Below are 23,419 nucleotides of genomic sequence, written 5' to 3' on the forward strand. Positions count from 1 at the left end.
AGTGATGGCGGGCTTTGTTTATTGGGGGGCCGCTATGAGGTCGGGGGCGACGAGGGGAATCCCAAGCCCGCGGTCGAAGCTGACGGGGGATTGTTCGAGGGCGCGGATGATCTCTGGCGAGTTGGAGGTGAACTGCCAGCAGACGGCGTCGCTGGCAACGACGGTGCAGACGGTGGCGAGTTCCATCTCATGGCCGCGGAAGTCGCCTTTGCGAAGCTGGCCCTGGAGGAGAAATGCGTCACGCGCACCGATTTTGTACGCGATGGGTTTCCTTGTTTTGCCGCCGCGTTTTTTGTAGCCTTTGCCGATGCCTTCGATGAGTCCGTGCAGGGTCGCGGTTGTGGGTTCCAGGTGGCTGCACTGAAGGTCGATGGCGAAGACAAAGAGGTTGGAGTGGGAGTCATCTTCCAGGTCGTCGGCGCCAAGTAGCGAGTGCATGCAGTGGAGCGCTTGCTTGTCTTTCTCCTCTGCGATATCGGTGTTGGTTTGCAGGATGGCTTCAACGCGTGGCTGCGCTTTGGCGAAGGTGCCGGGGTAGGTGTACTCGATGTGCCGCTTGTCGTCGTGGAAGGTGATGGAGGGCAACAGGTTGAAGCGGCTGACGTCTTCGGGGATGGCTGCGGTGGGGGCGTCTTTGCCGAAGGTGAGGGGAAGGGCTGCGAGCCGACGGACCTTGCTGGCGCTGGACGATATGAAGACCATGCAGGTGAGGTCGAGGTTTGTGGGCAGGCACATGGCTTCGCCGAAGAGGATGCCGTGGTTGGCCTGCGAGTAGACGTTGCCCGTGGTGATGCCCGCGGTGCGTGTGCCGAGGGTGTAGTCCATCGGCGAGGCCATGGTCTCTTTGCCGTTGCCGTGCAGCATGTTTTTGAGCAACATGCCGCTGGTGGAGCGAACACGATCCTGTGTGAGGGGATGCTGCTCGAAGCACTCGCCGTTGTAGCGATAGAGGAAGATGCGGCGAACGGAGATGGCGTCGAAGGCGTAGAGCTGCAGTTGGACACAGGGCTTGCCTGCGGCGGATTTGCTCTTGCTGTTGCTGTTGATCCTGGCGAGCAGGTCGGTGCGCGAGCGAATGCCGTCGGGCAGGTCGAAGCTGAGGTCGGCTTCAGGGAGCACGACGTGGCTGGGACCGAAGGTTGGTTCGGTCACCTCGTCCAGCTTGTCGTCGTGCTTTTCTGCTGGAGCCTGGATTGCCGGGGTCTGGATCGCCGGAGGCGCAGCAGGGCTGGTTTGCTGCGGCGCAGGCAAGGGGGAAAGCAGGAGTGCAAGGGCGCTGAACAGAAGCATCATGAGAGTGTTTGAGCATAGTAGCACCGCGACCTGCTAGGCTTTTGCTGTGTTGATCTTGCGAAGATTCACCGCCGTTGGCGCGGCCTTATTGCTGAGTACCGGAACGCTGGCGCAGGATGTGAAGCCTGCTGTCTCGCCGCTGACTCGTACGGAACAGATTATTCAGGCGCTGGACCTTCATCCGCTGGCTCGTGAAGGCGGGCTGCGCGGCGTGATTGGGCGGACACTGCCGGAGGCGGTGATCGAGGGCAAAGCGATGGCGGTGGAGAGCCGTAACTACGCGATGCTGACCCGCTTGTACCCTGCGCACTACCTGCATCGGCTGGAGTCTGAGGAGACGCACATCTTGGTCGAAGGCGGGCCGGTGGAGGTCTTCATCCTGTGCCCGAGCGGGCACATGGAGCAGGACCGCATGAGCCGCAACTTTACTGCGGGCGAAGATGCCGTGGTGCCTGTGCCGGCTGGTTGCTGGCAGGCAGAAAGGCTTGCTCCGGGCGTGGATTATGCGCTGATGGTGAGCACGCAGGCGCCGGAGTGGCGCAGCGATCGGGTGCGCGTGGGCGCCGGGCCGGATTGGGTGCGACGCTATACGGGCAAGGCTCCGTGGGCGACGCCGGAGCTGCTGCGAGAGCTGATCGGACCGAACTGGCAGCCATAGAAGATACGAGCAGCAGAAAGGCCGCAGAGCGATTGCTTTGCGGCCTTTCTGCTGGCGTTTGGAGAGCTTACTTGCGCTTCCAGCGCACGCCGTCTTTGCCGTCCTCAAGCACGATGCCCTTTTCGAGCAGTTCGTTGCGGATGGCGTCGGCGCGGGCGAAGTTGCGCTGACGCTTGGCCAGCGTGCGTTCGGCGACGAGGGCGTCGATATCAGCGTCGGTGAAGGAACCCGCACCGAACTGTGCGAGCACTTCGGGGGACGCTTCTTCGAGGCGGCCCTCGCTTTCGGCCCATGCCAGGGCTGCTTTGGTGAGCTCGGCGTCGTGGTCTTCCAGCACGGCGAAGATGGCATCGAACTTCGCCAGCAGCGCGAGCGTGGCGTCGGCGTCGGCGCGGGTCAGCTTGCTGGCGTCGGCTGCAGCGTTGACGATGCGCAGCACGTCGAAGATCGCGGCGCGCGCTTCGGCGGTGTTCAGGTCGTTGTTCAGCGCTGCGGTGTAGTTCTCTTCGCCCTTGCGGATCGCGTCGGCGATTGCGGTGTCGGCTGCGGGAACGTCCTGCCAGGTACCGGTGAGCACGCGCTGGTAGAAGTTGCGCAGGCGCTCGATGGCGTTGGTCGATTCGGTGAGGCCGTCGAAGGTGAAGTTGAGCTGGTGGCGGTACGGCACCGAGAGGAGAAGGAAGCGGATCGCGGAGGCGCGATGGCCCTTCAGCAGCAGGTCGCGGAGCGTGTAGAAGTTGCCTTCGCTCTTCGACATCTTCTTGCCTTCGACGAGCAGGAAGCGGACGTGGAACCAGTGGCGTGCGAAGGGCTGGTGTGAGGCGCACTCGCTTTGGGCGATCTCGTTCTCGTGGTGCGGGAACATGAGATCTTCGCCGCCTGCGTGGAGGTCGAAGGAGTCGCCGAGGTACTTCATCGCCATTGCCGAGCACTCAATGTGCCAGCCGGGGCGGCCGTCGCCGAGCGGCGTGCTCCAGGAGGTTTCGCCGGGCTTGGCGGCCTTCCAGAGAGCGAAGTCGCGGGCTGCGTCCTTGTCGTACTCATCGACGTCGACGCGAGCGCCGTCTTCGATGCCTTCGAAGTCCTTCTTGGAGAGCTTGCCGTACTCGGGGAACTTTGCGATGCGGAAGTACCAGGAGCCATCCGGGCCTTTGTAGGCGATGTCTTCGCTGGCAAGCCGTTCGATGAGCGCGACCATATCGTCGATGTGCTCGGTCGCGCGTGCGATGGCTTCGGGGCGCTCGACGCCGAGAGCGTCCATGTCTTCAAAGAACGCCTGTTCGAACTTCGCAGAGTACTCCGCGATGGGCTTGCCTGCGGCGGTGGCGTTGCGGATGATCTTGTCGTCCACGTCGGTGACGTTCATGACGTGGCGCAACGTGAGTCCGCTCAGCCGCGCAACGCGGCGCAGCACGTCGACGTGGAGGAAGGTGCGGAAGTTGCCGATGTGGCCGTAGTCGTAGACGGTGGGTCCGCAGCAATAGAAGCGGAAGGTCTGACCGTCGGTGGCGAAGAGCGGCTCGATTTTGCCGGAGAGAGTATTAAAAAGTTGAACGGGCAAGGTCACAGATCTTTCGCTTGGACTTGGGGCGCGGCATACGCGCGGATCGTGTCTTATTCTAGCGGTTCGCGGCGTATCGACCTACCGCTGGCCGCCATATCGGGATTTTTGAATGCCTCTGCGGACGCCAAGTGTTTGCGGTGGTCGTCTGGTGACGGAACAAGGTACAAGCTCTACCCCAGCCGCAGTTGCGGTGTTGGTTCGAGCGTGTCGGGGGTGAACTGGGAGCAGAGGAGCTTGGGCCATGCGGCGGCGGCGATCATCGCGGCGTTGTCGGTGGAGAGGGCGATCTGTGGGAACGCGATAGGAAGCTTGCGCTTTGCGGCTTCTGCGGACATCTCGGCGCGCAGGGCGCTGTTGGCGGAGACGCCGCCGGAGACCACGATGGAGCGCGCGCCGAAGTGCTCGGCGGCTGAGAACGACTTGCGCAGCAGGTTCTTGACGACCGCGTGCTGGAAGCTGGCGATGAGGTTCAGCGTGGGCTGGTCGAACTCGGCACGGACGGCGGCGAACGCTTCGGGGTCGGAGGGTTTCTGCGTCAGCAGGCCGCGCTGGCGCAGGCTCTGTTCGCGTTCGGCGATGCGCGAGCCCATGTGGTGGAGTTCGGTGTAGCGGCGAACGGCGGTTTTGATGCCGGAAAAGCTGAAGTCGAAGCGCACGTCATCGTCTACGCCTGCGAGTTTGGGAGCGGTCTTGCCGCTGGCCTTCTGCTTGATCTGCGCGAAGGGGAAGAGCGTGCGGTCCGGCGTACCAAGTTTGGCGAGGGCATCCATCCAGGGGCCGCCGGGGTAGGGCAGGCCGAGCAGCTTGGCGACCTTGTCGAAGGCCTCGCCTGCGGCGTCGTCGACGGTGCGGCCGACGTTGCGATACCGCCAGAGACCGTCGATGTTTTCCGCGAGATAGAGGTGCGTGTGGCCGCCGGAGACGACGAGTGCGAGCAGCGGCGAGGCTTCGGTGAAGCTCGCGCCTGCCTCCATCAGCACGGCGTGGATGTGGCCTTCGAGGTGGTTCACCGCGATGAGCGGGCGTTGCGTTGCGAAGGCGAGGGACTTGGCAAAGGTGATGCCGACGAGCAGCGCACCGGCGAGGCCGGGGCCTTCGGTGACGGCGATGGCGTCAAGGTCGGCGTAGGTGACGCCTGCAAGATGCATGGCTTCGCGCACGACAGGGACGATGGCGCGCAGGTGCTCGCGGCTCGCCAGTTCGGGGACGACGCCGCCGTAGTTCACATGCACTAGCTGCGAAGCGACGACGTTGGAGAGCACTTCGGTTCCTGCGCGGACGATCGACGCCGAGGTCTCGTCGCAGGAGCTTTCAATGCCGAGAATGAGTTTGCTTTCAGCCACCGTGATCTATCGTAGCGTTTGAAGGCATCAGAGTAGAAACGATGGCTCGTTTGAACGATTCCGGATACCGTGCCGCGCTTGCGGTGGTGCAGCGGCTGCAGCGCGAAGGCTTTCAGGCCGTGCTGGCGGGCGGCTGCGTGCGCGATCTGCTGCTGGGCGTGCCGTCCAAGGACTTTGACGTTGCCACAAGCGCGCGACCGGAGCAGGTGCAGCCGCTGTTTGCGCGGACCGCGACGGTAGGAGCCCACTTTGGCGTGGTGCAGGTGTACGACGACGTAGACGGAGAGCGCGTGCAGACGGAGGTTGCGACGTTTCGGCATGACGTCGGCTACTCCGATGGCCGGAGGCCGAGCGAGGTGCGCTACTCGATGACTGCGGAAGAGGATGTGGCGCGGCGTGACTTCACCATCAATGGCCTGCTGCTGGACGTGATGCGGTTTGAAGCGGGGGAGCCGGTAGAGGCTTGCGTGCTGGATTACTGCAAGGGAATCGCTGATCTGCGTGCCGGTGTCGTGCGTGCGATTGGCGATCCGGTGCAGCGGTTTGAAGAAGACAAGCTCCGTTTGCTGCGTGCTGTGCGCTTTGCCGCGCGGTTTGCGTTTGCGATTGAGCCGCGAACGTTTGCGGCGATGCAGGCGGAAGCCGCAAACATCGAGATCGTGTCGAAGGAGCGCATCTGCACGGAGCTGACGCGGATTCTGACGCAGGGCCAGGCGCGGCGCGGGCTTGAGCTGCTGGATGAGTCGTTGCTGTTGCAGCATGTGTTGCCAGAGGTTGCCGCGATGCATGGCGTGGCGCAGCCGCCGCAGTTTCATCCCGAAGGCGATGTGTGGGTGCATACGCTGATGCTGCTGGAGCATCTGCCTGCCCATGCGAGCGCGACGCTGGCGTGGGGGATGCTGCTGCATGATGTCGGCAAGCCCGTGACCTTTACCCCGCCGGACCCTGCAAAGCCAGGAGACCGCATCCGCTTCAACGGCCATGCCGAACGCGGCGTGGAGATTGCTCGCGAGATCTGCAATCGGCTGCGCATGTCGAACGAGGAGAAGGAGCAGATTCTCGCGCTGGTGAAGCACCACATGCAGTTCGGTGATGTGGAGAAGATGAAGGCTTCGACGCTGAAGCGCTTTCTGCGACTGCCGCACTTTGACGAACACCTTGCGCTGCACTATGCCGATGCGACGAGCTCGCACGGTGCGATGGGAGCGTATGAGTATGCGAAGCAGCACTTTGAGCAGAGCGAAGAAAAGGAGTTGCGGCCTACTCTGCTGATCGGCGGAGCAGAGTTGATCGCGATGGGTATGAAGCCCGGGCCGCAGTTCAGCAGGATTCTGGTCGCGGCGGAAGATGCGCAACTGGAAGGGCGTTTCTCGACGCGTGAGGAAGCGATAGAGTGGGTTCGCGAGCATTTCAGCTCCGGAGAAACTGCGTGATTCGTTGTCGAACCCTGTTGGTCTTTGCGTTGCTGTCTACAGCGGCGTTTGCAGAACGTATCGGAACGAGCGAGCCTGCGCCGTCGCTGACGGCAGGGCGGGTGAAGACTGCGGCGGTGCACGATAAGTCTGCGTGGCTGGCGTACCTTGCGCGCAGTGAGAAACAGATGGCAGCGGACAAGGCCGCGCTTGCAGCCGAGCGCGTGGGGTTGGCCGCCGTGCCTGCGCTGCCGACGGAAGGATCCTCGGCGCGGTCGATTCCAATGGACAGGCCGCGGACGTTTTATCGCACGGCTGAGGCGAAGTATCTGGGTGAGATCATCGTCAGCTTTCAGACGCCTGCAGGTGGATGGTCGAAGAATTTGAAGATGGGTGAAGCGCGTTTGCGTGGGCAAAGCTATGCGCCTTCGAACCTGGCCCCGGTGCCAGAGGCTCCGGATGATTTCGATGCTCCGCACGACCCGCAGTGGCATTACGTGGGCACACTGGACAACGATGCGACGTGGACCGAAATACGGTTTCTGGCACGGCTGTGTGCAGCTTTGCCAGCGGCAGAGAGCGCAGTGTTTCAGCACAGCTTGGACCGCGGTGTGGAGTATCTGCTGCACGCGCAGTATCCCAACGGCGGATGGCCGCAGGTGTGGCCGCTGGAGGGTGGGTACCACGATGCGGTGACGCTGAACGACGATGCGACGATGGAGGCCGCGGAGCTTCTACGTGATGTCGCTGCAGGGTCCGTTCGCGCGAAGGGCGAGGCTCTTGAGCAGTACGAATTTGTGCCAGCAACGCTTCGGCGCGAGGCAGCGGCAGCGGAGCAGCGCGCATTGCAGTGTCTGGTTGCGTTGCAGGTAAAGGCTGGGTCGCCACGTGTGTTGACGGTGTGGGCGCAGCAGTATGATCCGCTGACGCTGGAGCCGGTGAGTGCGCGCAACTTTGAACCTGCGGCGTTGAGCGCGGGCGAGTCTGCGAGTGTGGTGCGCCTGCTAATGGACGTGCCGAAGCCTTCGCCGGAAGAGGTCGTCTCGGTGGATGCGGCGATGGCTTGGTTTGAGGCCAACCGTATCGTGGGCGATGCGTTCGTAGGCGGAAGGCATACGCCGGGCGGGCGGCAGTTGGTGTCGCGAGCAGGCAGTGTTGTGTGGCCGCGCTATGTGTCGCTGACGACAGGCAAGCCCCTCTTCAGCGATCGCAATAAGGGGTTGTACTCTTCGCTGGCTGATATCTCTGCCGAGCGGCGCAACGGCTACGGATGGTACGGAGATGGGCCGCAGGCAGTGATTGCGGCATATCCCGCGTGGGGCAAGCGTGTGGGTGACAAGCAGGTAGCTGAGGGGAAACGATGAGTTTTGATGCGGATGCGATCGTGCTTGGAGCAGGCATGGCGGGGCTTGCTGCTGCGCGTGCGCTGGCTGAGCGCAACCTGCGTGTGTTGGTGCTGGAAGCCCGAGAGCGCGTGGGTGGGCGCATTCTGTCGCAGCAGGTAGAAGGCGATGTGATCGAGCTGGGGGCAGAGTTTATCCACGGCCGCGCGCCTGAACTGTGGGCGTTGATCGAAGAAGCGGGTGTGGAGACGACCGAGCGTGGTGGCGTGATGTTGCGCCAGGCTGAGGGCGGCTCGCTGCGTGAAGAGGATGACCATGACGAGGAGTTCTTCGCTCCGCTGGCGGCGCTGGAAGAGTGGAAGGGCGAGGATGTTTCGTTTGCCGAATGGGTGGCTGCGAGTAATTTGCCGGAGTGGCAGAAGCCGGTGCTGACGAGCTACGTCGAAGGCTTCAACGCAGCGGACGCGGAGAAGATTGGCGTGGTCTCGCTGGGGATTCAGCAGAAGGCGGAAGAGGCGAGCGAAGGGGAGCGGGCGTGGCATGTTCGAGGCGGCTACGTACAGTTGCCGGAGTATCTGGCGAAGCGTTGTGCCGTGCTGGGAGTAGACGTTCGTTTGACCTGCGAAGCCCTGGCACTTCGCTGGCGTGCCGGGCATGTCGAGGTCGAAACGAACCGCTGCGGCTTGCTGACGGCACCGCGTTGCATCGTGGCGCTGCCTCTCGGCGTGTTGCAGCGAGTGAACGATGTTTCCGGAATGCGTATGGCCCCGGAGCCGGAGGCGATTGCGCAGGCACGGCAGCTTTGCATGGGCAGTGTGGCGCGAGTGGTGCTGTCCTTCCGGTCGGCGTGGTGGCAAACCTCGCAGGCAGCTTCTCGGGAGTTGCTGGAGCAGCTTAGCTTTCTGTTCACCGACGACGGCCCGCCGAACGTTTGGTGGACACCGCATCCTGAGCCGCAGGCGCATCCGACGATCACGGGATGGGTCGGCGGGCCGCGCTCTGCGGCGCTGCTCGGGCACAGCGTGGAAGAGCTTGCGGACGAGGCCTGTGCGCAGCTTGCGGAGGTGTTTGCGGTGGAGGCGAGCGTGGTGCGCGGAGAGCTGATCTCTGCCACGATGCACGACTGGACGGCGGATCAATATGCCTGCGGAGCGTATAGCTACGTTCCGGCGGGGGCTATCGATGCGCCTGGACGGATGTGTGAGCCGGTGGCGGAGACGCTGTTCTTTGCCGGCGAGCATACGGATGTGACCGGGCATTGGGGGACGGTCCATGCGGCGTTGCGGACGGGGTTGCGGGCCGCGGCGCAGATGCTGGGCGAAGCATAGTTCCTGCGGAACGCAGCGCGGCTGTGCTACTGTCCAGAGCAGGGAGCTGTGTTGGTTAGCAGAAGGTTCCCTTCACCTGCGCGAAGAGCGGTGAGTTTGCGCAGGCGTTTGTTTGGCTCGTCACTGCATCCAAAGGATCAGGTATGGCAAAGCACAGCAAGCCGCTCATGAATACGCCCCGGGTGTTTGCCCCGGATACGACCCTCAACATCGATGGAATGAGCGTGGCCGCGCAGGTAGGCGAGCCGCTGATTGAGGCGATCAATCGTGCGGCAGCGATGCGCGAAGCGACGTCGATTCCGCAGGTCTGCTATCTGAAGCCGATGGGTGCAATCGGTTCCTGCGATACGTGCATGGTGGAGTTGAACGGCGAACTGGTTCGCGCGTGCGAGACGCCTGTTGCTGCGGCCGCCAAGGTGCTGACCGCGAGCGACCGAGCGGATATGGCGCAGCGTGAAGCGTTTGATCGTATCCTGGTGAACCACGATCTTTACTGCACGGTCTGCGACAACAACAACGGCAACTGCACGGTCCACAACACGACCTCGGAGTTGCATGTAAAGCACCAGACGGTGCCGTTTACGCCGAAGCCGTATGAGAAGGACATGTCGAACCCCTTCTACCGCTACGATCCGGGCCAGTGCATTTTGTGCGGGCGTTGCGTGGAGGCTTGTCAGAACGTGCAGGTGAACGAGACGCTGACGATTGACTGGACGCGTTCGAAGCCGCGCGTGCTGTGGGATGGCGGCGAGAAGATCGATGGCTCAAGCTGCGTCAGCTGCGGACACTGCGTCACCGTATGCCCATGCAATGCGCTGATGGAAAAAAACATGCTGGGTCGCGCGGGGTATCTGACCGATCTTCCCGAAGGCGCGCTGAACGAGATGATCGCGTCGGTGAAGGGTGTGGAACCTTCGACCGGGTATCCGCCGATTCTTGCGCTGAGCGAGGTGGAGTCGCAGTTGCGTCCACAACGCGTGAAACGTACGAAGACAGTGTGTACGTACTGCGGTGTAGGCTGCTCGTTCGATGTCTGGACGCGTGATCGCGAGATCCTGAAGATTGAGCCGATGCATGGCCCGGCGAACGGTATTTCGACGTGCGTGAAAGGCAAGTTCAGCTGGGACTTTGTGAACTCGAAGGAGCGTTTGCATAAGCCGCTGAAGCGCGTAGGCCACACGTTTGTCGAGATTGAGTGGGACGAAGCGATCGCGTTGGCGGCAGAGAGGTTTGGGGCGATCAAGGCCGAGCATGGGCCGGATTCGCTGGGCTTTATCGCGAGCTCGAAGTGCACGAACGAAGAGAGCTATCTGATGATGAAGCTCGCGCGTGCAGTGATCGGGACCAACAACGTCGATAACTGCTCGCGCTACTGCCAGACGCCTGCGTCGAAGGGGCTATCGCGCACGATGGGCATTGGCGGCGATACAGGATCGATCGCCGATATCGAGATTGCGGATCTGGTGATCGTGGTGGGTTCGAACACGAGCGAGAGCCATCCGGTGCTGGCGACGCGCGTGAAGCGTTCGCATAAGCATCGCGGGCAGCGGCTGATGGTTGTCGACATTCGCAAGCATGAGATGGCTGAGCGAGCGGACCTGTTCGTTTCGCCAAACCCTTCGACGGACGAGGTCTGGCTGCAGGCGGTGACGAAGTACATCATCGACACGGGTCGCCATAACCAGGCGTTCATCGACAAGTGGGTGGAGAAGTGGCCGGAGTACAAGCAGTCGCTTGAGCCATACACGCTGGAGTACGCCGAGCAGGTGACGGGTGTACCCGTAGCAACGCTGAAGCAGATGGCCGAAGAGATTGTGGCGGCAAAGAACGGTGTCTGCGTGCTGTGGGCGATGGGCGTGACGCAGCACTGCGGCGGTTCGGACACCTCGACGGCAATCTGCAACCTGCTGCTGGCGACGGGCAATGTAAAGAAGCCTGGCGCAGGTGGGTACCCTCTGCGTGGGCACAATAACGTGCAGGGCGCGAGCGACTTTGGCTCGATGCCGGATGTGTTCTCGGGTTATCAGAAGGTCGATAACGCGGAGATTCGTGGCAAGTTTGAAGCGGAGTGGGGCGTGTCGTTGCCAACGACTGTCGGCCTCGACAATCGCCAGATGATTCATGCGATCTTCGAAGGCAAGTTGAAGGCGATGTACATCAAGGGCGAGGACACCATCACCTCGGACTCAAACGCGAACGAGGTGGAAGAGGCGTTCGGCAAGCTCGACTTTATGGTGGTGCAGGACATCTTCTTCTCGGAGACGTGTCAGTATGCCGATCTCGTTTTGCCGGCTTCGCCGTCGCTGGAGAAGGATGGAACGTTCGTCAATACTGAGCGTCGTATTCAGCGTCTCTACAAGGCGTTTGAGCCGCTGGGCGACTCCAAGCCTGACTGGGAGATTCTGCAACTGATCGCGCAGGGCATGGGCGGCGCAGGTGGGTGGGAGTACACGCATCCGTCGCAGATTATGGCCGAAGCGGCGAAGCTGACGCCGCACTTTGCCGGTGTTTCCTACGAGCGGCTCGAGGGCTACAACACGCTGCAGTGGCCGGTGGCGGCTGACGGTACGGACACGCCGATTCTCTACGAAGGGGACAAGCCGTTTGCGCTGGAGAACGGCAAGGCCACGTTCTGGCCGCTGGAGTATGTGGGGCCTTCCGAGCAGATGACCGAGGAGTACAACCTGCACCTGAACAACGGGCGAGCGTTGGAGCACTTTCAGCAGGGCAACATGACGTATCAGTCGCCGGGAATCTCGGCGATCACGCCGGACACCTGGATTGAGGTTTCTCCGGAGCTGGCTGAGGAGCGTGGGCTTAGCAGCGGCCGTTTTGTCGAGCTCGAAAGCCCCTACGGGCAGATTCGCGCACGCATTTTGGTGACGCATCGTGTGCAGGGCAAGCAGATGTACATGCCGATGATTTCAGTCGTCGCGCCGGTGAACAGGCTGACGAGTTCCCACGTCGATCGCACGACACATACGCCAGCGTACAAGGAGCTTTCGGTGAAGATGACGGTCCTGCCTGAGCAGGGCGAGTCACCGTTGCCGCGCCGCAACTTCCGCTGGGGCACGCGGACGCCAACATCCGGCGTGCAGGTCGAGGTAAGGCGAGAGCAGGCCAGTTACACCGTGCCGGGTACGACCTCGCACTCGAAACTCGTGCAGATTGAAACGACAAAGTCGGCTTAGGAGAAGATCATGGCGGTAAAACTTGCATTCACTCCTGCTCCGATTGATCCGAAGACGGAGCTGATGAAGCAGCTTGAGGCTGCTCCGCGCGAACATGCGGAGGCGTTGCTGGAACTCTTCCGCACGCTGCAGACAGCGCATGACCAGGGCGTGCTTGGGCTGGCAAACGGCCTGATCGGCGGTAAGGATGCCATTGCCACGGAGGTGGCGAAGGGCATGAACACAACCGAGGGCGTGAGTGCGATCCGCAATGCGATTGCGCTGGCGAAGATCGCCGGGTCGATTGACCCCGATCTGCTGCAGCGCATCACCGATGGACTCGCGCAGTCTTCGGCCGAGGCCACGGCAGAGAAGGAGCCGCCAAGCCTCTGGCAGCTCTTCAAGCGCGCGATCAGCAAGGACGCCCGGCGTGGGATGAGCTTTGGCGTGCGCCTGCTGGTATCGCTTGGGCGGGCCACGGCCGGAGAGCCAACGGGACACTAAAGGGCGACGGTTTGGGCGCTGCGCGGTAGAATAGAGGTTGCTCTATGTCGACCGAAACGCAGTCCGTTGAGGCTACCAAGCCCGCCCCCGGTGAAACACCTTTTCAGCGCAAGATGACCGCTCGTCGCCGTCTTATCGCGGCCTCGCGCCGCTTTCGCGAACTAGGCTCCATTGCGAGCGCGATCGCTTCGACCGCGCACCCCTACATGGCGCACATTGTGCCGATGCGTCGCTGCAACCTTGCGTGCACCTACTGCAACGAGTTTGACGATGTTTCGAACCCGACGCCAATCGACGAGATGCTGCGCCGCATCGATCATCTGGGCCGTCTCGGCACGTCGGTGATTACGATCTCCGGCGGCGAGCCGCTGCTGCATCCTGAGCTCGACCAGGTGATCGCGCGCATCCGCAAGACCGGCGCTATCGCCGGCATGATTACGAACGGCTACCTGTTGATGCCCGATCGCATCGAGCGCCTGAACAAGGCTGGCCTCGACCACATGCAGATCTCCATCGACAACGTGATGCCGGATGATGTCTCGAAGAAGTCGCTGAAGGTGCTCGACAAGAAGCTGCAGATGCTCGCCGAGCACGCGGACTTTCACGTGAACATCAACTCGGTGGTCGGCGGCGGCATCTCGAACCCTGAGGATGCGCTGCAGATCTCGCAGCGCGCGCTGTCGCTGGGCTTCAGTTCGACGATCGGCATCATCCACGACGGCTCCGGCCAATTGAAGCCGCTGGGTGACCGCGAGCGCAAGGTGTGGGACAAGGTCCGCCAGCTTACGCGCCGCAGCTACTCCCGCTTCAATCACTTCCAGGAAGCCATCGCGAACGGTCTGCCGAACGACTGGCGTTGCCGCGCAGGTTCGCGCTACATCTACGTCTGCGAAAACGGTCTGGTGCACTACTGCTCGCAGCAGCGCGGTTTCCCGGGCGTGCCGTTGGCGGAGTACACGACCGAAGACGTCAAGCGCGAGTTCCTGACCGAGAAGTCCTGTGCTCCGAACTGCACGATCTCGTGCGTCCATCAGGTCAGCTACATCGACCACTGGCGCGCGCCGCAGCACACAACGATCACCCCCGGCGGTCACGGGCATGGTGAATCCGAGCTGGTACAGATTCAGTAAAGTTTTCACGAAACAAAAAATGCCCTGAAGCGCACGCTTCAGGGCATTTTCTTTTATGCGGTGGTGGTTGCTTCGTGTCTGCGGATCACCTCAAGCACCGCTTCGGTGGCTTCCAGCGGTCGTGCGGGGCGGGGGATCTGTGCGCCTGCGGCCAGCAGGGCTTTCGCCACGCCGACGTAGTCGCCGGTGTCGCGATGCCAGCCGTGGAGGGAGCCGTGCAGCGCCCACGCCAGCGGGCTGCCGCCGTGCTCGCTCTCGAAGACGTTGACCGGTGCGCCATGCTCGAGTAGCAGCCGAACCATCGGCAGATTGCCGTGCCACGCAGCGTAGTGCAGCGCCGTCTCGCCATTTTCGAGCGGCACGTCTGTGGGCCACTTGCGCTCGACGAGCAGACGCGCGGCGTCCGTGTTGTTGCGGACAACGATGCCGATCAAGCGTCGCGCAGAGAAGCCGCTCAGGCGCGGAACGCGGCCCGGCATCTGGTCGAGGATCTCGTCCATCAAGCCGGTGTCGCCCAGCTCTGCGGCGACGACCAGGCGAAGCCACGGCGCACTGCGCTTCATCAGCAGGGCGAAGCACTCGGTGTGGCCGTACTCGTGGGCGATTATGTGCGGCGACTTCGTTGGACCGAAGGTGAACTGGTAGATGACGCCGCCTGCTCGTGGATTTTTCTTCGGGAAGTAGCGGTCGCTGACGGTGACTCGCACGTTCTCGGGGTCTGCGTCGATCAGTCGTTCCAGCAGGGCGAGGTCGCCGAGGCCAGCCGCCATCAGCATGTCCGGGGGCGCCCCTTTTGTGAGCAGCAGGCGGACGATGTTCTGCCGCGTCCGGTCGGCGGCCATGTACTGCGCCGCCGTGGACTCGTGGTCGATATCGCGCACATCGACCGCCGCGCCGTGCGCCAGCAGCAGTTCGGCAACCTGGAGATTTGCGGCGAAGTGGAGCGGCAGTTGTCCGTCGCCGCCGCGAGCATGAACGAGCGCGGGGTCGGCTGCGAGCAGGCTGCGTAATTCGTCTACCTTGCCGAGTCTGCTTGCCGAGTGAGCATCGAGTGTCGCTCCACGGGCGATCAGGTGGTCGGCCAGTTCGGGCTGCGCCCAGTCGAGCACGCCAAAGCCGCCCGCCCACCAGCGCGAACGTACGTTGGGGTCGGCACCGGCGTCGAGCAGGGTATCGACCAAGGCGCGGTTTTGATGGTGCACGGCGATCTGCAGTGGGGTTTGCTCGAAGTCGAGACCGGGTAGCGAGTCGTTCAGGCGCTCGCGCAACGTGGGTTGCTGGGCCAGAAGCTGGGAGACGGCTGCTGCGTCATTGGCGCGAAGCGCTGCGACGAATGCTTCAACTGGATCGCCGGTAGCGATGGCAACGTGCAGCTTCAAAGCCGACCAGGTAGCAAAGCCGTACTCTGCGGCAACGGTATGCAGGGCATCGGCGAGCTTTGGTGGCTCTGTGGTGATGTGGGCGTCCTGCAGGCGGGCACGCGCGTCAGGCGCACCTTGCTGTGCGGCTGTGAGCAGCTCGCGGGCCTGTTTCTTCAGGTGCTCAAGGTTGGGGTGTGCGGAAAGTTCGCGGGTAGGCATGGATCACACTCCTTCGGTGTTGCTGCCCTGGGTCCGCTTACCGGGCGAGAAGAGAGTGGGTGCTGCCATACGGTGGTGCAGGGAGGTGGGATCATCCCTTTCCGCGGACGGGGTGCACCCTCAGTGTGCGTACCCAGCCTAGCATTACGAGGCGGCTTCAGAGAATTATTCGTGCTATGGCACAATGGGAGCGCAACTCAGGAGACGTTTTCATGGATACCCAGAGGCTTGCGCGCGTTGTCGCGCTGCTACCGCTGATTGCGGGGGTTGCTGGCTGCGCGGCTGTTTCGTCGACCACGGTCGATTGCACCGGCAGTACCATCTTCAGTGTCAGCCCGACCACGGCCACGCTCGATCACCTCGCCCCGGCGGTGCAGAATCAGGTGCAGTTTCAGGGTGCGATCACGCATAGCGCGGTGCAGGGGTGCGCAGAACCGGCGTTGGCGCAGATCGAATACGCGACCTGGTCGAATCCGGACCCCAAGAATATTCAGATCAGCAGTTCGTTCGACGTGACCAACGGCATGGCAAGCTGCCTTGGTGCCACCGGTACACCGGTGACGCTCACGGGCGTCTTTAGTAAGACTTCGATGGCGACACCGGACAACAAAGCCACCGTAACGTTGACCTGCAAGTAGACCTACGCGCGGCGGAAGAGCACGTAGGCTTCGCCGGTGACGGGCATCGCCGCGAACTCTTCGCGCCATGCGGGATCGAGCCCCGGCAAATGCTGTGTAAGCTGTGGTGCAAACTCGGCAAAGCCGGTATCGTCCTCGGTGATCAGCAGAGCTGCTTCGGTGATGTCGGTCAGCACTTCGAGGCGAAGCTGGGCCACGCCGAAGACATCGTCTTTATGCGCGAGGATCGCGGTGATCGACGACCACGGCACACGCACGTAGACAGCCTCTTCGCCTTCCATCTCGGCAACGGTCAGGGCTTCGGCGTCGGCGGATACATCGGGCGGAAGCTGAGGAGCGTCGTCGCCATTGAAGAGCTTGTTCCAGAAAGCGGACATAGATGGAAGAGTACATCGTCGTGTGACGCGAAAGTGAAAAAGGCACCGATCTCTCGGTGCCTTTATGTTGCGATGAAAGCGTTCGGCTACTTCTTCGTCGTGTGGTGGACGGGAGCGGCCGATTCCTTGGCCGCCATCTCGTTGGCCTGGTCGATCGCGTTGTAGAGCTGCGAGACGTCCTTCACCTGGATCCAGTGGTGGGCGGTGGCGACGATGATGGTCGGGGTCTCGCTGATGCCAAGCTTTTCGCCGAGGTGGTAGTCGGCGTCGATCTCAGCCTGCAGCTTGCCGTCCGGGTCAACGACGAAGGGAAGCTGCTTGCCACCCTTCTGCATGAACTGGCGGGTAAAGTTTTCGAGGTCGTCCATGGACGAGATGCGGAACTGCGAGGCGAAGACCTCGCGGCGGTACTCGAGCGCGAAGTCAGGCGAAATCTTGTCGTGCATGTAGCGCGCGTAGAGCGCAGCCTTCTTCGACCAGACGTGCATGTTCAGCGGGAAATCACGTTCCACGATGGGAATGTGGTAGTGCGCAAGGGCTGCGTGAACGATGGGGAAGGCGTGTCCGCAGGCCGGGCACTCCAGGTCTTCCCACTCGAGGATTGCGACCTTGGCGCCGGCTGGCGGCTTCAGCATTGAGGTGTCGTGGAAGTTGGACACCTGGTTGGGCGGCACGGAGGTCTGCGCGATAGCGGCAGAGCCAGCAACAGCGGCAGCCCCGGCAAGGGCAAGCGACAGGACGGCGGCGGCGGACATTCGAAGCATACGCATTGGACGCGGACTGAACCCTTCGGCGAGCAAATGTGCTCTGTCTCAATTCAAACACAGGTTTTTCGCCCGCGATGCGTTATCCTCTGGAGCGAAGGAAACACGAAATGCCTGTTGCTCTGATAGCCCTCCAGATTCTGACACTTATCGTTGTAGTGCTTGTGCTGTTGCGGAAGCCCGCTGCGCCGACGGCTGCGGTGGACCCTCGGCTTGACCTGCTGGCGGGGGCCGATTTGCCTGGTCAGATGGCCCGGCTGGACGCAAAGTTCGCGGCTACAGATGCGCATCTGCGCGCGGAACTGGCGGCTCTGCGCACGGCTTCGGCGGAAGAGGCTGCGCGGGCGCGGACGGCAGCGGAGTCGGCCAGCAGCCAGCTTCGGGCAGAGGTGTTGGGCAGTATCCAGGCGCTGGGCAAGACGCTCAACGAGGGGCTGGACAGCTTCCGTGCCGATAACAAGACGGATGCGCTTGCGCTGAGGAAGGACGTCGAAAACCAGCTCGGTGCATTGCAGCAGCGGCTCATTGCGTTTACTTCAGAGACGACGAAGCATCTGAACGACAGCCGGGAGGCTTTGCACACGCGGTTGACGGAGCTTTCCGCGGCCCAGACCAGCGAGCAGGGCAAACTGCGCGACGCCATGCAGGCGCGTCTGGACAAACTGAATCAGGACAATACGGCCAAGCTCGAGGAGATGCGGCAGACGGTGGACGAGAAGCTGCAGAAGACACTGCACTCGCGCCTGACGGAGAGCTTTGGCGCGGTCACGGAGCAGCTTGCCTCGGTCCACAAGGGGCTGGGCGAGATGACAACGCTGGCGACCGGTGTGGGCGATCTGAAGCGCGTTCTGTCGAATGTGAAGTCGCGCGGCATCGTCGGCGAGTTCTTCCTCGGTCAGCAGCTTGAGCAGATGTTTTCGCCCGACCAGTACGTGGTGAACGCGCGCATTAAGGCAAACACGCAGGAAGCCGTGGAGTTTGCGCTGAAGGTGCCGAACGGAGCGGATTCGACCGTGCTGCTGGCGCTGGATTCGAAGTTTCCGGTGGAGGATTGGGAGCGTCTGGAAGACGCCTACGATAATGGCTCCGACGACGACCGGAAGAAGGCCAGCACGGCGTTCGAGCGAGCGATCCGGAACGAAGGCAAGCGGATTAGCGAGAAGTACATTGACCCGCCAAACACGCTGCCGTTCGCGATCATGTATCTGCCTACGGAGGCGCTCTACGCCGAGGTCATGCGTCGGCCGGGGCTGCACGCGGAGGTGCAGCAGCAGTGCAACGTTGTGATCGCAGGACCGTCAGCGTTCTCTATGATTTTGACTAGCTTCCAGCTCATCTACCGGCAGGCCAAGTTCAAGGAAAATCTGCACGATGTGCATCAGGTTTTCATGAAGGCGCAGGATGAGTTTGGGAACTTTGCGAAGCTGATGGAGACCGTCGAAAAGCAGGTCGGGACGGTTCAAAACACCATCGGCAAGATTCGCAGTAAAACGACTACCGTGAACCGGGCGTTCCGTAAGGTCAATCAACTCGATCTTGGAACGCCGCTGGCGGGAGATAGCGTCAGCCAGAATGTGTTGTCGCTACTGGCGGCGAATGAGGAAGAGGATCAGGCAGAAGAGTCGTCTGAGCCTGATTTGTCTTTGTAGGGTTTAGGCTGCTCGCTGGGTTTCGATGGCTCGGGATTCGTCGAAGCGGCACGCACGAAAGGTCACGCGTCGGCATTCGACACACTCCCAGGGGAAGATTCCCAGCTTGCTTAGCAGGACTTGTTGGAACCAGCCCCTGCGATTAATTCTTCGCAGTACTCCATGGGGCTTGCAATGGCGGCATAGCAGTTTCATCTCAGTAGATCCTCGGTTTTATGGCCCGTAAACAGTTTTATCCTTTTTCGCGGGGGAGCTGTTAGTAGAAAAGAGTCAGGGTGCGAGACTTTTGTGCCATGGGCAGAATTCATCGGGCCATCTTTACACCGCGATGGCGCGTGGGTATGCTTGAACGCTGAGGCATTCCTCAAACGCACTGTGGCGGCAACCAGCCCCGCAGGCAAGATATAGGAGATCGGATTACATGGCAGCCGTTGACGAAAAGGTCAAACAGATTATTGTGGAACAGCTTCAGGTGGACGAAGCCGAAGTGACGCCTGGTGCGAGCTTCCAGGAAGACCTGGGCGCTGACTCGCTGGACGTAGTCGAGCTCGTAATGCAGTTCGAAGAGGCTTTCGACATCCAGATTCCTGATGAAGATGCCGAGAAGATCAAGACCGTTAAAGACGCGGTCGATTACATCGAAAAGAACAAGAAGTAACCAGCTGCAACACGCGGCACAAAGGAACTCAGGATGCAGCGACGCGTCGTCGTTACCGGCCTCGGCTTGATTTGCGGGGTCGGAAAAACCGCGCCCGAGGTGTGGGAAGGCCTTATGGCCGGTAAGAGCGGTATGGCTGAAATTAAGGCCTTCGATCTCACCGGTCACCCGGTCCGCTTTGCGGCAGAAGTGAAGGATTTCGATCCTCACCTCTTCGTGGACAAGAAGGAGGCCCGAAAGATGGGCCGCTTCATCCACTTCGCTCTGGCAGCTGCGGACGAAGCCATGAAGCAGTCGGGCCTTGTTGTGGACGAGTCCAATGCGGATAACGTTGGCGTACATATCGGCTCAGGCATCGGTGGTTTCGATGTGATTGAGCGCGAGCACACCAACCTGATCAACGGCGGTCCTCGTAAGATTTCGCCGTTCTTCATCCCGGCTTCGATCGTCAACCTGGCCGCTGGCCATGTGTCGATCCGATATGGGGCGAAGGGCCCGAACGAAGCGACGGCTACGGCCTGCACTTCGTCGGCGCACTCGATCGGCGATGCGTTCCGCATCATTCAGCGTGGCGATGCTGACGCGATGATTGCGGGTGGCACGGAAGGCGCGATCACCCCCATGGGTGTTGGCGGCTTTGCGGCCATGAAGGCACTCTCGACGCGTAACGAAGATCCAACGCGTGCCTGCCGTCCCTGGGACAAGGACCGCGATGGCTTTGTCGTGGGCGAAGGCGCTGGCATTCTGATTCTGGAAGAGCTTGAGTTTGCCAAGGCTCGCGGCGCGAACATCCTGGCCGAGGTTATCGGCTATGGCATGAGCGCGGACGCGTTCCACATGACCGGCATGGCTCCTGAGGGGGAAGGCTGCTTCCGTGCGATGAACAACGCGCTGAAGTCGGCAGGAATCTCTCCGGACAAGGTCGATTATGTGAACGCTCATGCGACCTCGACGCCGCTGGGCGATGCCATGGAGTCGCAGGCCATTGAGAACGTCTTCGGCGAGCGTGCCAAGAACCACACGCTGCTCGTTTCGTCGACGAAGTCGATGACCGGCCACCTTCTGGGCGGGGCAGGCGGTCTTGAAGCAGGCATCACGATCATGGCGATGCAGCACCAGACGGCTCCTCCGACGATGAACCTGGAGAACGTCGATCCGGTCTGCCGCTTGAACTATGTTCCCAACAAGCCACAGGCTGCGAAGATCGATTACGCGCTGTCGAACTCGTTTGGCTTCGGCGGAACGAACGGCTCGCTGGTCTTCAAGCGTTGGGGCGCGGAATAAGCTCGTACGCTGTACGGTGACGTAAAGTGAATCGGGATTACGAGGCGACTCATGGAACCTTCCGATTTCGTTGAACTCAAAACGCGAGGCAATCAGGCGTGTGGTGGAATCCCACCGCGCCTGTAATGCCCGCGTTTTTGGTTCTGTCCTTCGTGGGCAGGACACGGCGGAGAGCGATCTCGATCTCCTCATCGATCCCACGCCGGAAACGACGCTGCTGGATATCGGTGCCATCCGCTCTGAACTGGCAGTGCTTCTTGGTTTCCCGGTGGATGTGGTGACTCCGGGGGCTCTGCCAGAAAAATTCCGTCATCTCGTGCTGGCCGAAGCCAGACCGGTATGAACGGCCAGCGTCTGGCTGACTACCTTGGCCACATTCCTGACTTCGCAGCGAGCCATTCCAATCTGCCCTTGCTGGCGGCCTATGAAATGAGGAATGCCATCGCACACGGATACTTCGCCGTGGACTTTGACATTGTCTGGAAGACGATTCAAAACGATCTTTCAGATCTTCAACAGCAGGTAGAACGTTTGAAGCATGAACTCGCAAAGAGCCTGGAGTAGGGCTTCATCGACTTTTCAAATAGCATCGAGCCACCGGGCCTGACAGTAAATGTCGGGCCTTTTGCTTTTTGCATCAGAGTTTGCAGAGGCGCTCGCACGAGTTGCATCCACCCATCTGTAAGAGGAGACAATCGCACATGGCATTTCTCACCGTTGGCAAAGAGAACAACGCAGACATCCAGATTTATTACGAAGACCGCGGCACCGGGAAGCCGGTGTTGCTGATCCACGGCTGGCCGCTTAGTGGTGCTTCCTGGGAGAAGCAGGTTGCTGCTTTGCTGGCGGCGGGCTATCGCGTCATCACCTATGATCGCCGCGGCTTTGGCCGTTCGTCGGCCCCGAGCGAGGGCTACAACTACAACACGTTGGCGGAAGACACCTACAAGCTGATTGAAGCGCTGGACCTGAAGGACCTGACGCTTGTTGGCTTTTCCATGGGCGGCGGCGAAGTGGCGCGCTACCTCGGCAAGTACAACGACGGACGCGTGACGAAGGCCTGCTTCATGGCGTCGATCGCCCCTGCGCTGCGCAAGGACGGCAGCAACCCCGAGGGTGTACCCGCCGAGGTCTTCGAGGGAATCAAGCAAGGCATTGAGAAGGATCGCTATGTCTTCCTGGAAGGCTTCCTGAAAAACTTTTACTCGAAGAAGCTGGTGGGTGGTACGGACATCTCCGATGCTGCGATTCACGCGAGCTTCAATGTCGCGGCGGCTTCGTACTACGTTGGCATGTTGACCTGCGTGGACGCCTGGTTGGAAGACTTCCGCGAGGACCTGAAGCAGGTGACGATTCCGGTGCAGGTCATCCACGGTAACGACGATCAGATTCTGCCCATCGACGCCACCGGCAACCGTATGCCGGCGTTGATCCCGACCGCGAAGCTGCATGTCGTGGACGGCGGCCCACATGGCTTGAACTGGACGCATGCGACGGAAGTGAATGAAGTACTGCTGAAGTTTCTCGCAGAGTAAGCAGCGTGTTCCTCCGTCATAGGTGGCAATGAGTAAGGCCCGACGCTTTGTCGGGCCTTACTCGTTCTGCTTGAGAGGGAAAGGGCTAGCCCATCACGGCGGCCCAGCCAACGCTGACGAGCAGGATAAGCGCCCACCAGCCGAGTACGATGATCGCGGTCTGTCCCTTGGTTTTCTTGCCGATCACCGCGAGCCCGATAATCATCAGCGCCAGCATCCACAGGCTGAAGATGTCGAAGTAAGAGCCAAAGCTCTGCAGCCACTTGGGTGAATCGGTGAGATAGTAGCCGAGGTTCGTACCGACCGGGTTCTTGATGTCGAAGTTGTCGACGCCGACCCCCGCCCAGAGCAGGATGATGCTTAGCAGTGTGATGAAGATTTTGGGCAGCCCGGCATAGGTCAGGACGGCGAAGACCTGCCAGAACTTCGTCTCCGCGCCGAGACCGAAGTTCACGCTCATCCAAAGCACGACCGTCATCACAACCATGATGATGAAGAACATCACGGGCATGGCGTAGCCGATGTAGGTGCTGATCGTTCCGGCCATATGGATCTGCTTGGCCTGTGTCTCGGGCGGCAGCTGGTCGAAGCGATCTGCGGAGCTTTTGCTCGCGTGAATCTGCTGTTGCGCTACCGCCTCCCAGCCGACTTTCTTGCTGACGGTGAAGGTGAAGATCCACGAGAGCAGGCAGGTGAGTACAAAGGGCACCCACCAGCTTGAGGAGCGGCGGATATCCATGAAGGTCTTCGTCGGTGCGATGAAGGTATCGACCAGGCGTTCGACTTCGGAAAGGCCGACTTCCGGCGTGGTGTCGGGCAGGGGCGTGGCAAAGTCAGACATTGCGCTGAGTCTCCTAAAAAATCGTGAAGGTGAGGTAGAGGAAGTGTACTCCGCTTCGCCGTTACACTGAGAAAGAAAGGAGCGAGAACTATGCCCCGCGAAATTGAATGGACGGACACCGAAGAGATCGGTATCCAGCTGCAGGAGATGTATCCCGACACCGACCCCTACTCCATCCGCTTCACCGACCTGCATAAATGGGTGGTGCAGCTTCCCGGCTTCGTCGGCGATCCCATGAAGTCCAACGAAGGCCTGCTCGAAGCCATCCAGACGGCCTGGCACGAGGAGTACGAGGACGCGAAGAACGCGTAGTCGCTTCATCTGCCAACAACCCTTCTCGCCGCAAGT

The 23,419-nt window shown here is 61.3% G+C and carries 22 protein-coding genes; 15 read left to right on the top strand and 7 right to left on the bottom strand.

Annotation, left to right across the window (positions count from 1 at the left end):
* Nucleotides 1-18: 18 nt before the first annotated feature.
* Nucleotides 19-1,293: a hypothetical protein gene (locus tag PW792_02650; GenBank protein ID MDE1160827.1), complete on the bottom strand. Its 1,275-nt coding sequence runs from the start codon at nucleotides 1,291-1,293 to the stop codon at nucleotides 19-21.
* Nucleotides 1,294-1,348: 55 nt separating this feature from the next.
* On the opposite strand from PW792_02650, the gene PW792_02655 reads away from it, so the two are divergent.
* Complete coding sequence (locus PW792_02655; GenBank protein ID MDE1160828.1) at nucleotides 1,349-1,951, top strand: cupin domain-containing protein; 603 nt, start codon at nucleotides 1,349-1,351, stop codon at nucleotides 1,949-1,951.
* Nucleotides 1,952-2,018: 67 nt separating this feature from the next.
* Here PW792_02655 and cysS read toward each other — a convergent pair whose 3' ends face one another.
* Together cysS and PW792_02665 are read right to left on the bottom strand one after the other, a co-directional pair.
* Nucleotides 2,019-3,512 (bottom strand): cysteine--tRNA ligase, encoded by a 1,494-nt coding sequence (cysS, locus tag PW792_02660; GenBank protein ID MDE1160829.1) that lies wholly within the window; start codon nucleotides 3,510-3,512, stop codon nucleotides 2,019-2,021.
* A 173-nt stretch (nucleotides 3,513-3,685) separates the two neighbouring features.
* Nucleotides 3,686-4,858 (bottom strand): tRNA (adenosine(37)-N6)-threonylcarbamoyltransferase complex transferase subunit TsaD, encoded by a 1,173-nt coding sequence (locus tag PW792_02665; GenBank protein ID MDE1160830.1) that lies wholly within the window; start codon nucleotides 4,856-4,858, stop codon nucleotides 3,686-3,688.
* A gap of 41 nt (nucleotides 4,859-4,899) precedes the next feature.
* Between PW792_02665 and PW792_02670 the strand changes: the two genes are divergently transcribed.
* The 6 genes from PW792_02670 to PW792_02695 all read left to right on the top strand — a co-directional run bounded on the left by PW792_02670 (nucleotide 4,900) and on the right by PW792_02695 (nucleotide 13,745).
* Nucleotides 4,900-6,291 (top strand): CCA tRNA nucleotidyltransferase, encoded by a 1,392-nt coding sequence (locus PW792_02670; GenBank protein MDE1160831.1) that lies wholly within the window; start codon nucleotides 4,900-4,902, stop codon nucleotides 6,289-6,291.
* Complete coding sequence (pelA, locus tag PW792_02675) at nucleotides 6,288-7,634, top strand: pectate lyase (GenBank protein MDE1160832.1); 1,347 nt, start codon at nucleotides 6,288-6,290, stop codon at nucleotides 7,632-7,634. The genes PW792_02670 and pelA overlap by 4 nt, the downstream gene beginning before the upstream one ends.
* Nucleotides 7,631-8,941, top strand: coding sequence for an NAD(P)/FAD-dependent oxidoreductase (locus tag PW792_02680; protein MDE1160833.1), 1,311 nt, complete (start codon nucleotides 7,631-7,633; stop codon nucleotides 8,939-8,941). Before pelA ends, PW792_02680 begins: the two co-directional genes overlap by 4 nt.
* A gap of 143 nt (nucleotides 8,942-9,084) precedes the next feature.
* A complete protein-coding gene (fdhF, locus tag PW792_02685) occupies nucleotides 9,085-12,132 on the top strand; it encodes a formate dehydrogenase subunit alpha (protein ID MDE1160834.1) in 3,048 nt (1,015 codons plus the stop codon).
* 9 nt (nucleotides 12,133-12,141) lie between these two features.
* Entirely contained in the window at nucleotides 12,142-12,615 is a 474-nt protein-coding gene (locus tag PW792_02690) for a DUF1641 domain-containing protein (protein ID MDE1160835.1), read from the top strand.
* Nucleotides 12,616-12,728: 113 nt separating this feature from the next.
* Nucleotides 12,729-13,745 (top strand): radical SAM protein, encoded by a 1,017-nt coding sequence (locus tag PW792_02695; GenBank protein ID MDE1160836.1) that lies wholly within the window; start codon nucleotides 12,729-12,731, stop codon nucleotides 13,743-13,745.
* Nucleotides 13,746-13,798: 53 nt separating this feature from the next.
* On the opposite strand, the gene PW792_02700 is transcribed toward PW792_02695, so the two are convergent.
* Nucleotides 13,799-15,325: an ankyrin repeat domain-containing protein gene (locus PW792_02700; protein ID MDE1160837.1), complete on the bottom strand. Its 1,527-nt coding sequence runs from the start codon at nucleotides 15,323-15,325 to the stop codon at nucleotides 13,799-13,801.
* Between the two features lie 212 nt (nucleotides 15,326-15,537).
* On the opposite strand from PW792_02700, the gene PW792_02705 reads away from it, so the two are divergent.
* Nucleotides 15,538-15,963: a hypothetical protein gene (locus PW792_02705; protein ID MDE1160838.1), complete on the top strand. Its 426-nt coding sequence runs from the start codon at nucleotides 15,538-15,540 to the stop codon at nucleotides 15,961-15,963.
* Between the two features lie 2 nt (nucleotides 15,964-15,965).
* On the opposite strand, the gene PW792_02710 is transcribed toward PW792_02705, so the two are convergent.
* Entirely contained in the window at nucleotides 15,966-16,340 is a 375-nt protein-coding gene (locus tag PW792_02710; protein ID MDE1160839.1) for a hypothetical protein, read from the bottom strand.
* A gap of 86 nt (nucleotides 16,341-16,426) precedes the next feature.
* Entirely contained in the window at nucleotides 16,427-17,095 is a 669-nt protein-coding gene (locus tag PW792_02715; GenBank protein MDE1160840.1) for a thioredoxin domain-containing protein, read from the bottom strand.
* A 119-nt stretch (nucleotides 17,096-17,214) separates the two neighbouring features.
* Between PW792_02715 and rmuC the strand changes: the two genes are divergently transcribed.
* The 6 genes from rmuC to PW792_02745 all read left to right on the top strand — a co-directional run bounded on the left by rmuC (nucleotide 17,215) and on the right by PW792_02745 (nucleotide 22,230).
* Nucleotides 17,215-18,753, top strand: coding sequence for a DNA recombination protein RmuC (gene rmuC, locus PW792_02720; GenBank protein ID MDE1160841.1), 1,539 nt, complete (start codon nucleotides 17,215-17,217; stop codon nucleotides 18,751-18,753).
* A gap of 421 nt (nucleotides 18,754-19,174) precedes the next feature.
* Complete coding sequence (locus PW792_02725; GenBank protein ID MDE1160842.1) at nucleotides 19,175-19,411, top strand: acyl carrier protein; 237 nt, start codon at nucleotides 19,175-19,177, stop codon at nucleotides 19,409-19,411.
* Between the two features lie 33 nt (nucleotides 19,412-19,444).
* Nucleotides 19,445-20,695: a beta-ketoacyl-ACP synthase II gene (gene fabF / locus PW792_02730; GenBank protein ID MDE1160843.1), complete on the top strand. Its 1,251-nt coding sequence runs from the start codon at nucleotides 19,445-19,447 to the stop codon at nucleotides 20,693-20,695.
* Between the two features lie 70 nt (nucleotides 20,696-20,765).
* Nucleotides 20,766-21,038, top strand: a complete 273-nt coding sequence (locus PW792_02735) for a nucleotidyltransferase domain-containing protein (GenBank protein MDE1160844.1) — start codon at nucleotides 20,766-20,768, stop codon at nucleotides 21,036-21,038.
* Nucleotides 21,035-21,259: a DUF86 domain-containing protein gene (locus PW792_02740; protein MDE1160845.1), complete on the top strand. Its 225-nt coding sequence runs from the start codon at nucleotides 21,035-21,037 to the stop codon at nucleotides 21,257-21,259. The genes PW792_02735 and PW792_02740 overlap by 4 nt, the downstream gene beginning before the upstream one ends.
* A 137-nt stretch (nucleotides 21,260-21,396) precedes the next feature.
* Nucleotides 21,397-22,230, top strand: a complete 834-nt coding sequence (locus tag PW792_02745) for an alpha/beta hydrolase (protein MDE1160846.1) — start codon at nucleotides 21,397-21,399, stop codon at nucleotides 22,228-22,230.
* A gap of 85 nt (nucleotides 22,231-22,315) precedes the next feature.
* Here the strand turns inward: PW792_02745 and PW792_02750 are convergent, their stop codons facing one another.
* Nucleotides 22,316-23,071: a YIP1 family protein gene (locus PW792_02750; protein ID MDE1160847.1), complete on the bottom strand. Its 756-nt coding sequence runs from the start codon at nucleotides 23,069-23,071 to the stop codon at nucleotides 22,316-22,318.
* Nucleotides 23,072-23,161: 90 nt separating this feature from the next.
* On the opposite strand from PW792_02750, the gene iscX reads away from it, so the two are divergent.
* Entirely contained in the window at nucleotides 23,162-23,383 is a 222-nt protein-coding gene (gene iscX / locus PW792_02755; GenBank protein MDE1160848.1) for a Fe-S cluster assembly protein IscX, read from the top strand.
* The last annotated feature ends 36 nt before the right edge of the window (nucleotides 23,384-23,419 follow it).

Source organism: Acidobacteriaceae bacterium (assembly GCA_028283655.1).
GTDB lineage: Bacteria > Acidobacteriota > Terriglobia > Terriglobales > Acidobacteriaceae > Granulicella.

Excerpts from the sequence above, each read along its gene's own strand:
- PW792_02650 (MDE1160827.1), bottom strand. The coding sequence starts at position 1,293 with ATGATGCTTCTGTTCAGCGCCCTTGCACTCCTGCTTTCCCCCTTGCCT.
- PW792_02670 (MDE1160831.1), top strand. The coding sequence starts at position 4,900 with ATGGCTCGTTTGAACGATTCCGGATACCGTGCCGCGCTTGCGGTGGTG.
- PW792_02680 (MDE1160833.1), top strand. The coding sequence starts at position 7,631 with ATGAGTTTTGATGCGGATGCGATCGTGCTTGGAGCAGGCATGGCGGGG.
- fdhF (MDE1160834.1), top strand. The coding sequence starts at position 9,085 with ATGGCAAAGCACAGCAAGCCGCTCATGAATACGCCCCGGGTGTTTGCC.
- PW792_02690 (MDE1160835.1), top strand. The coding sequence starts at position 12,142 with ATGGCGGTAAAACTTGCATTCACTCCTGCTCCGATTGATCCGAAGACG.
- PW792_02695 (MDE1160836.1), top strand. The coding sequence starts at position 12,729 with ATGACCGCTCGTCGCCGTCTTATCGCGGCCTCGCGCCGCTTTCGCGAA.
- PW792_02700 (MDE1160837.1), bottom strand. The coding sequence starts at position 15,325 with ATGCCTACCCGCGAACTTTCCGCACACCCCAACCTTGAGCACCTGAAG.
- PW792_02705 (MDE1160838.1), top strand. The coding sequence starts at position 15,538 with ATGGATACCCAGAGGCTTGCGCGCGTTGTCGCGCTGCTACCGCTGATT.
- PW792_02710 (MDE1160839.1), bottom strand. The coding sequence starts at position 16,340 with ATGTCCGCTTTCTGGAACAAGCTCTTCAATGGCGACGACGCTCCTCAG.
- PW792_02715 (MDE1160840.1), bottom strand. The coding sequence starts at position 17,095 with ATGTCCGCCGCCGCCGTCCTGTCGCTTGCCCTTGCCGGGGCTGCCGCT.
- rmuC (MDE1160841.1), top strand. The coding sequence starts at position 17,215 with ATGCCTGTTGCTCTGATAGCCCTCCAGATTCTGACACTTATCGTTGTA.
- PW792_02725 (MDE1160842.1), top strand. The coding sequence starts at position 19,175 with ATGGCAGCCGTTGACGAAAAGGTCAAACAGATTATTGTGGAACAGCTT.
- fabF (MDE1160843.1), top strand. The coding sequence starts at position 19,445 with ATGCAGCGACGCGTCGTCGTTACCGGCCTCGGCTTGATTTGCGGGGTC.
- PW792_02740 (MDE1160845.1), top strand. The coding sequence starts at position 21,035 with ATGAACGGCCAGCGTCTGGCTGACTACCTTGGCCACATTCCTGACTTC.
- PW792_02745 (MDE1160846.1), top strand. The coding sequence starts at position 21,397 with ATGGCATTTCTCACCGTTGGCAAAGAGAACAACGCAGACATCCAGATT.
- PW792_02750 (MDE1160847.1), bottom strand. The coding sequence starts at position 23,071 with ATGTCTGACTTTGCCACGCCCCTGCCCGACACCACGCCGGAAGTCGGC.
- iscX (MDE1160848.1), top strand. The coding sequence starts at position 23,162 with ATGCCCCGCGAAATTGAATGGACGGACACCGAAGAGATCGGTATCCAG.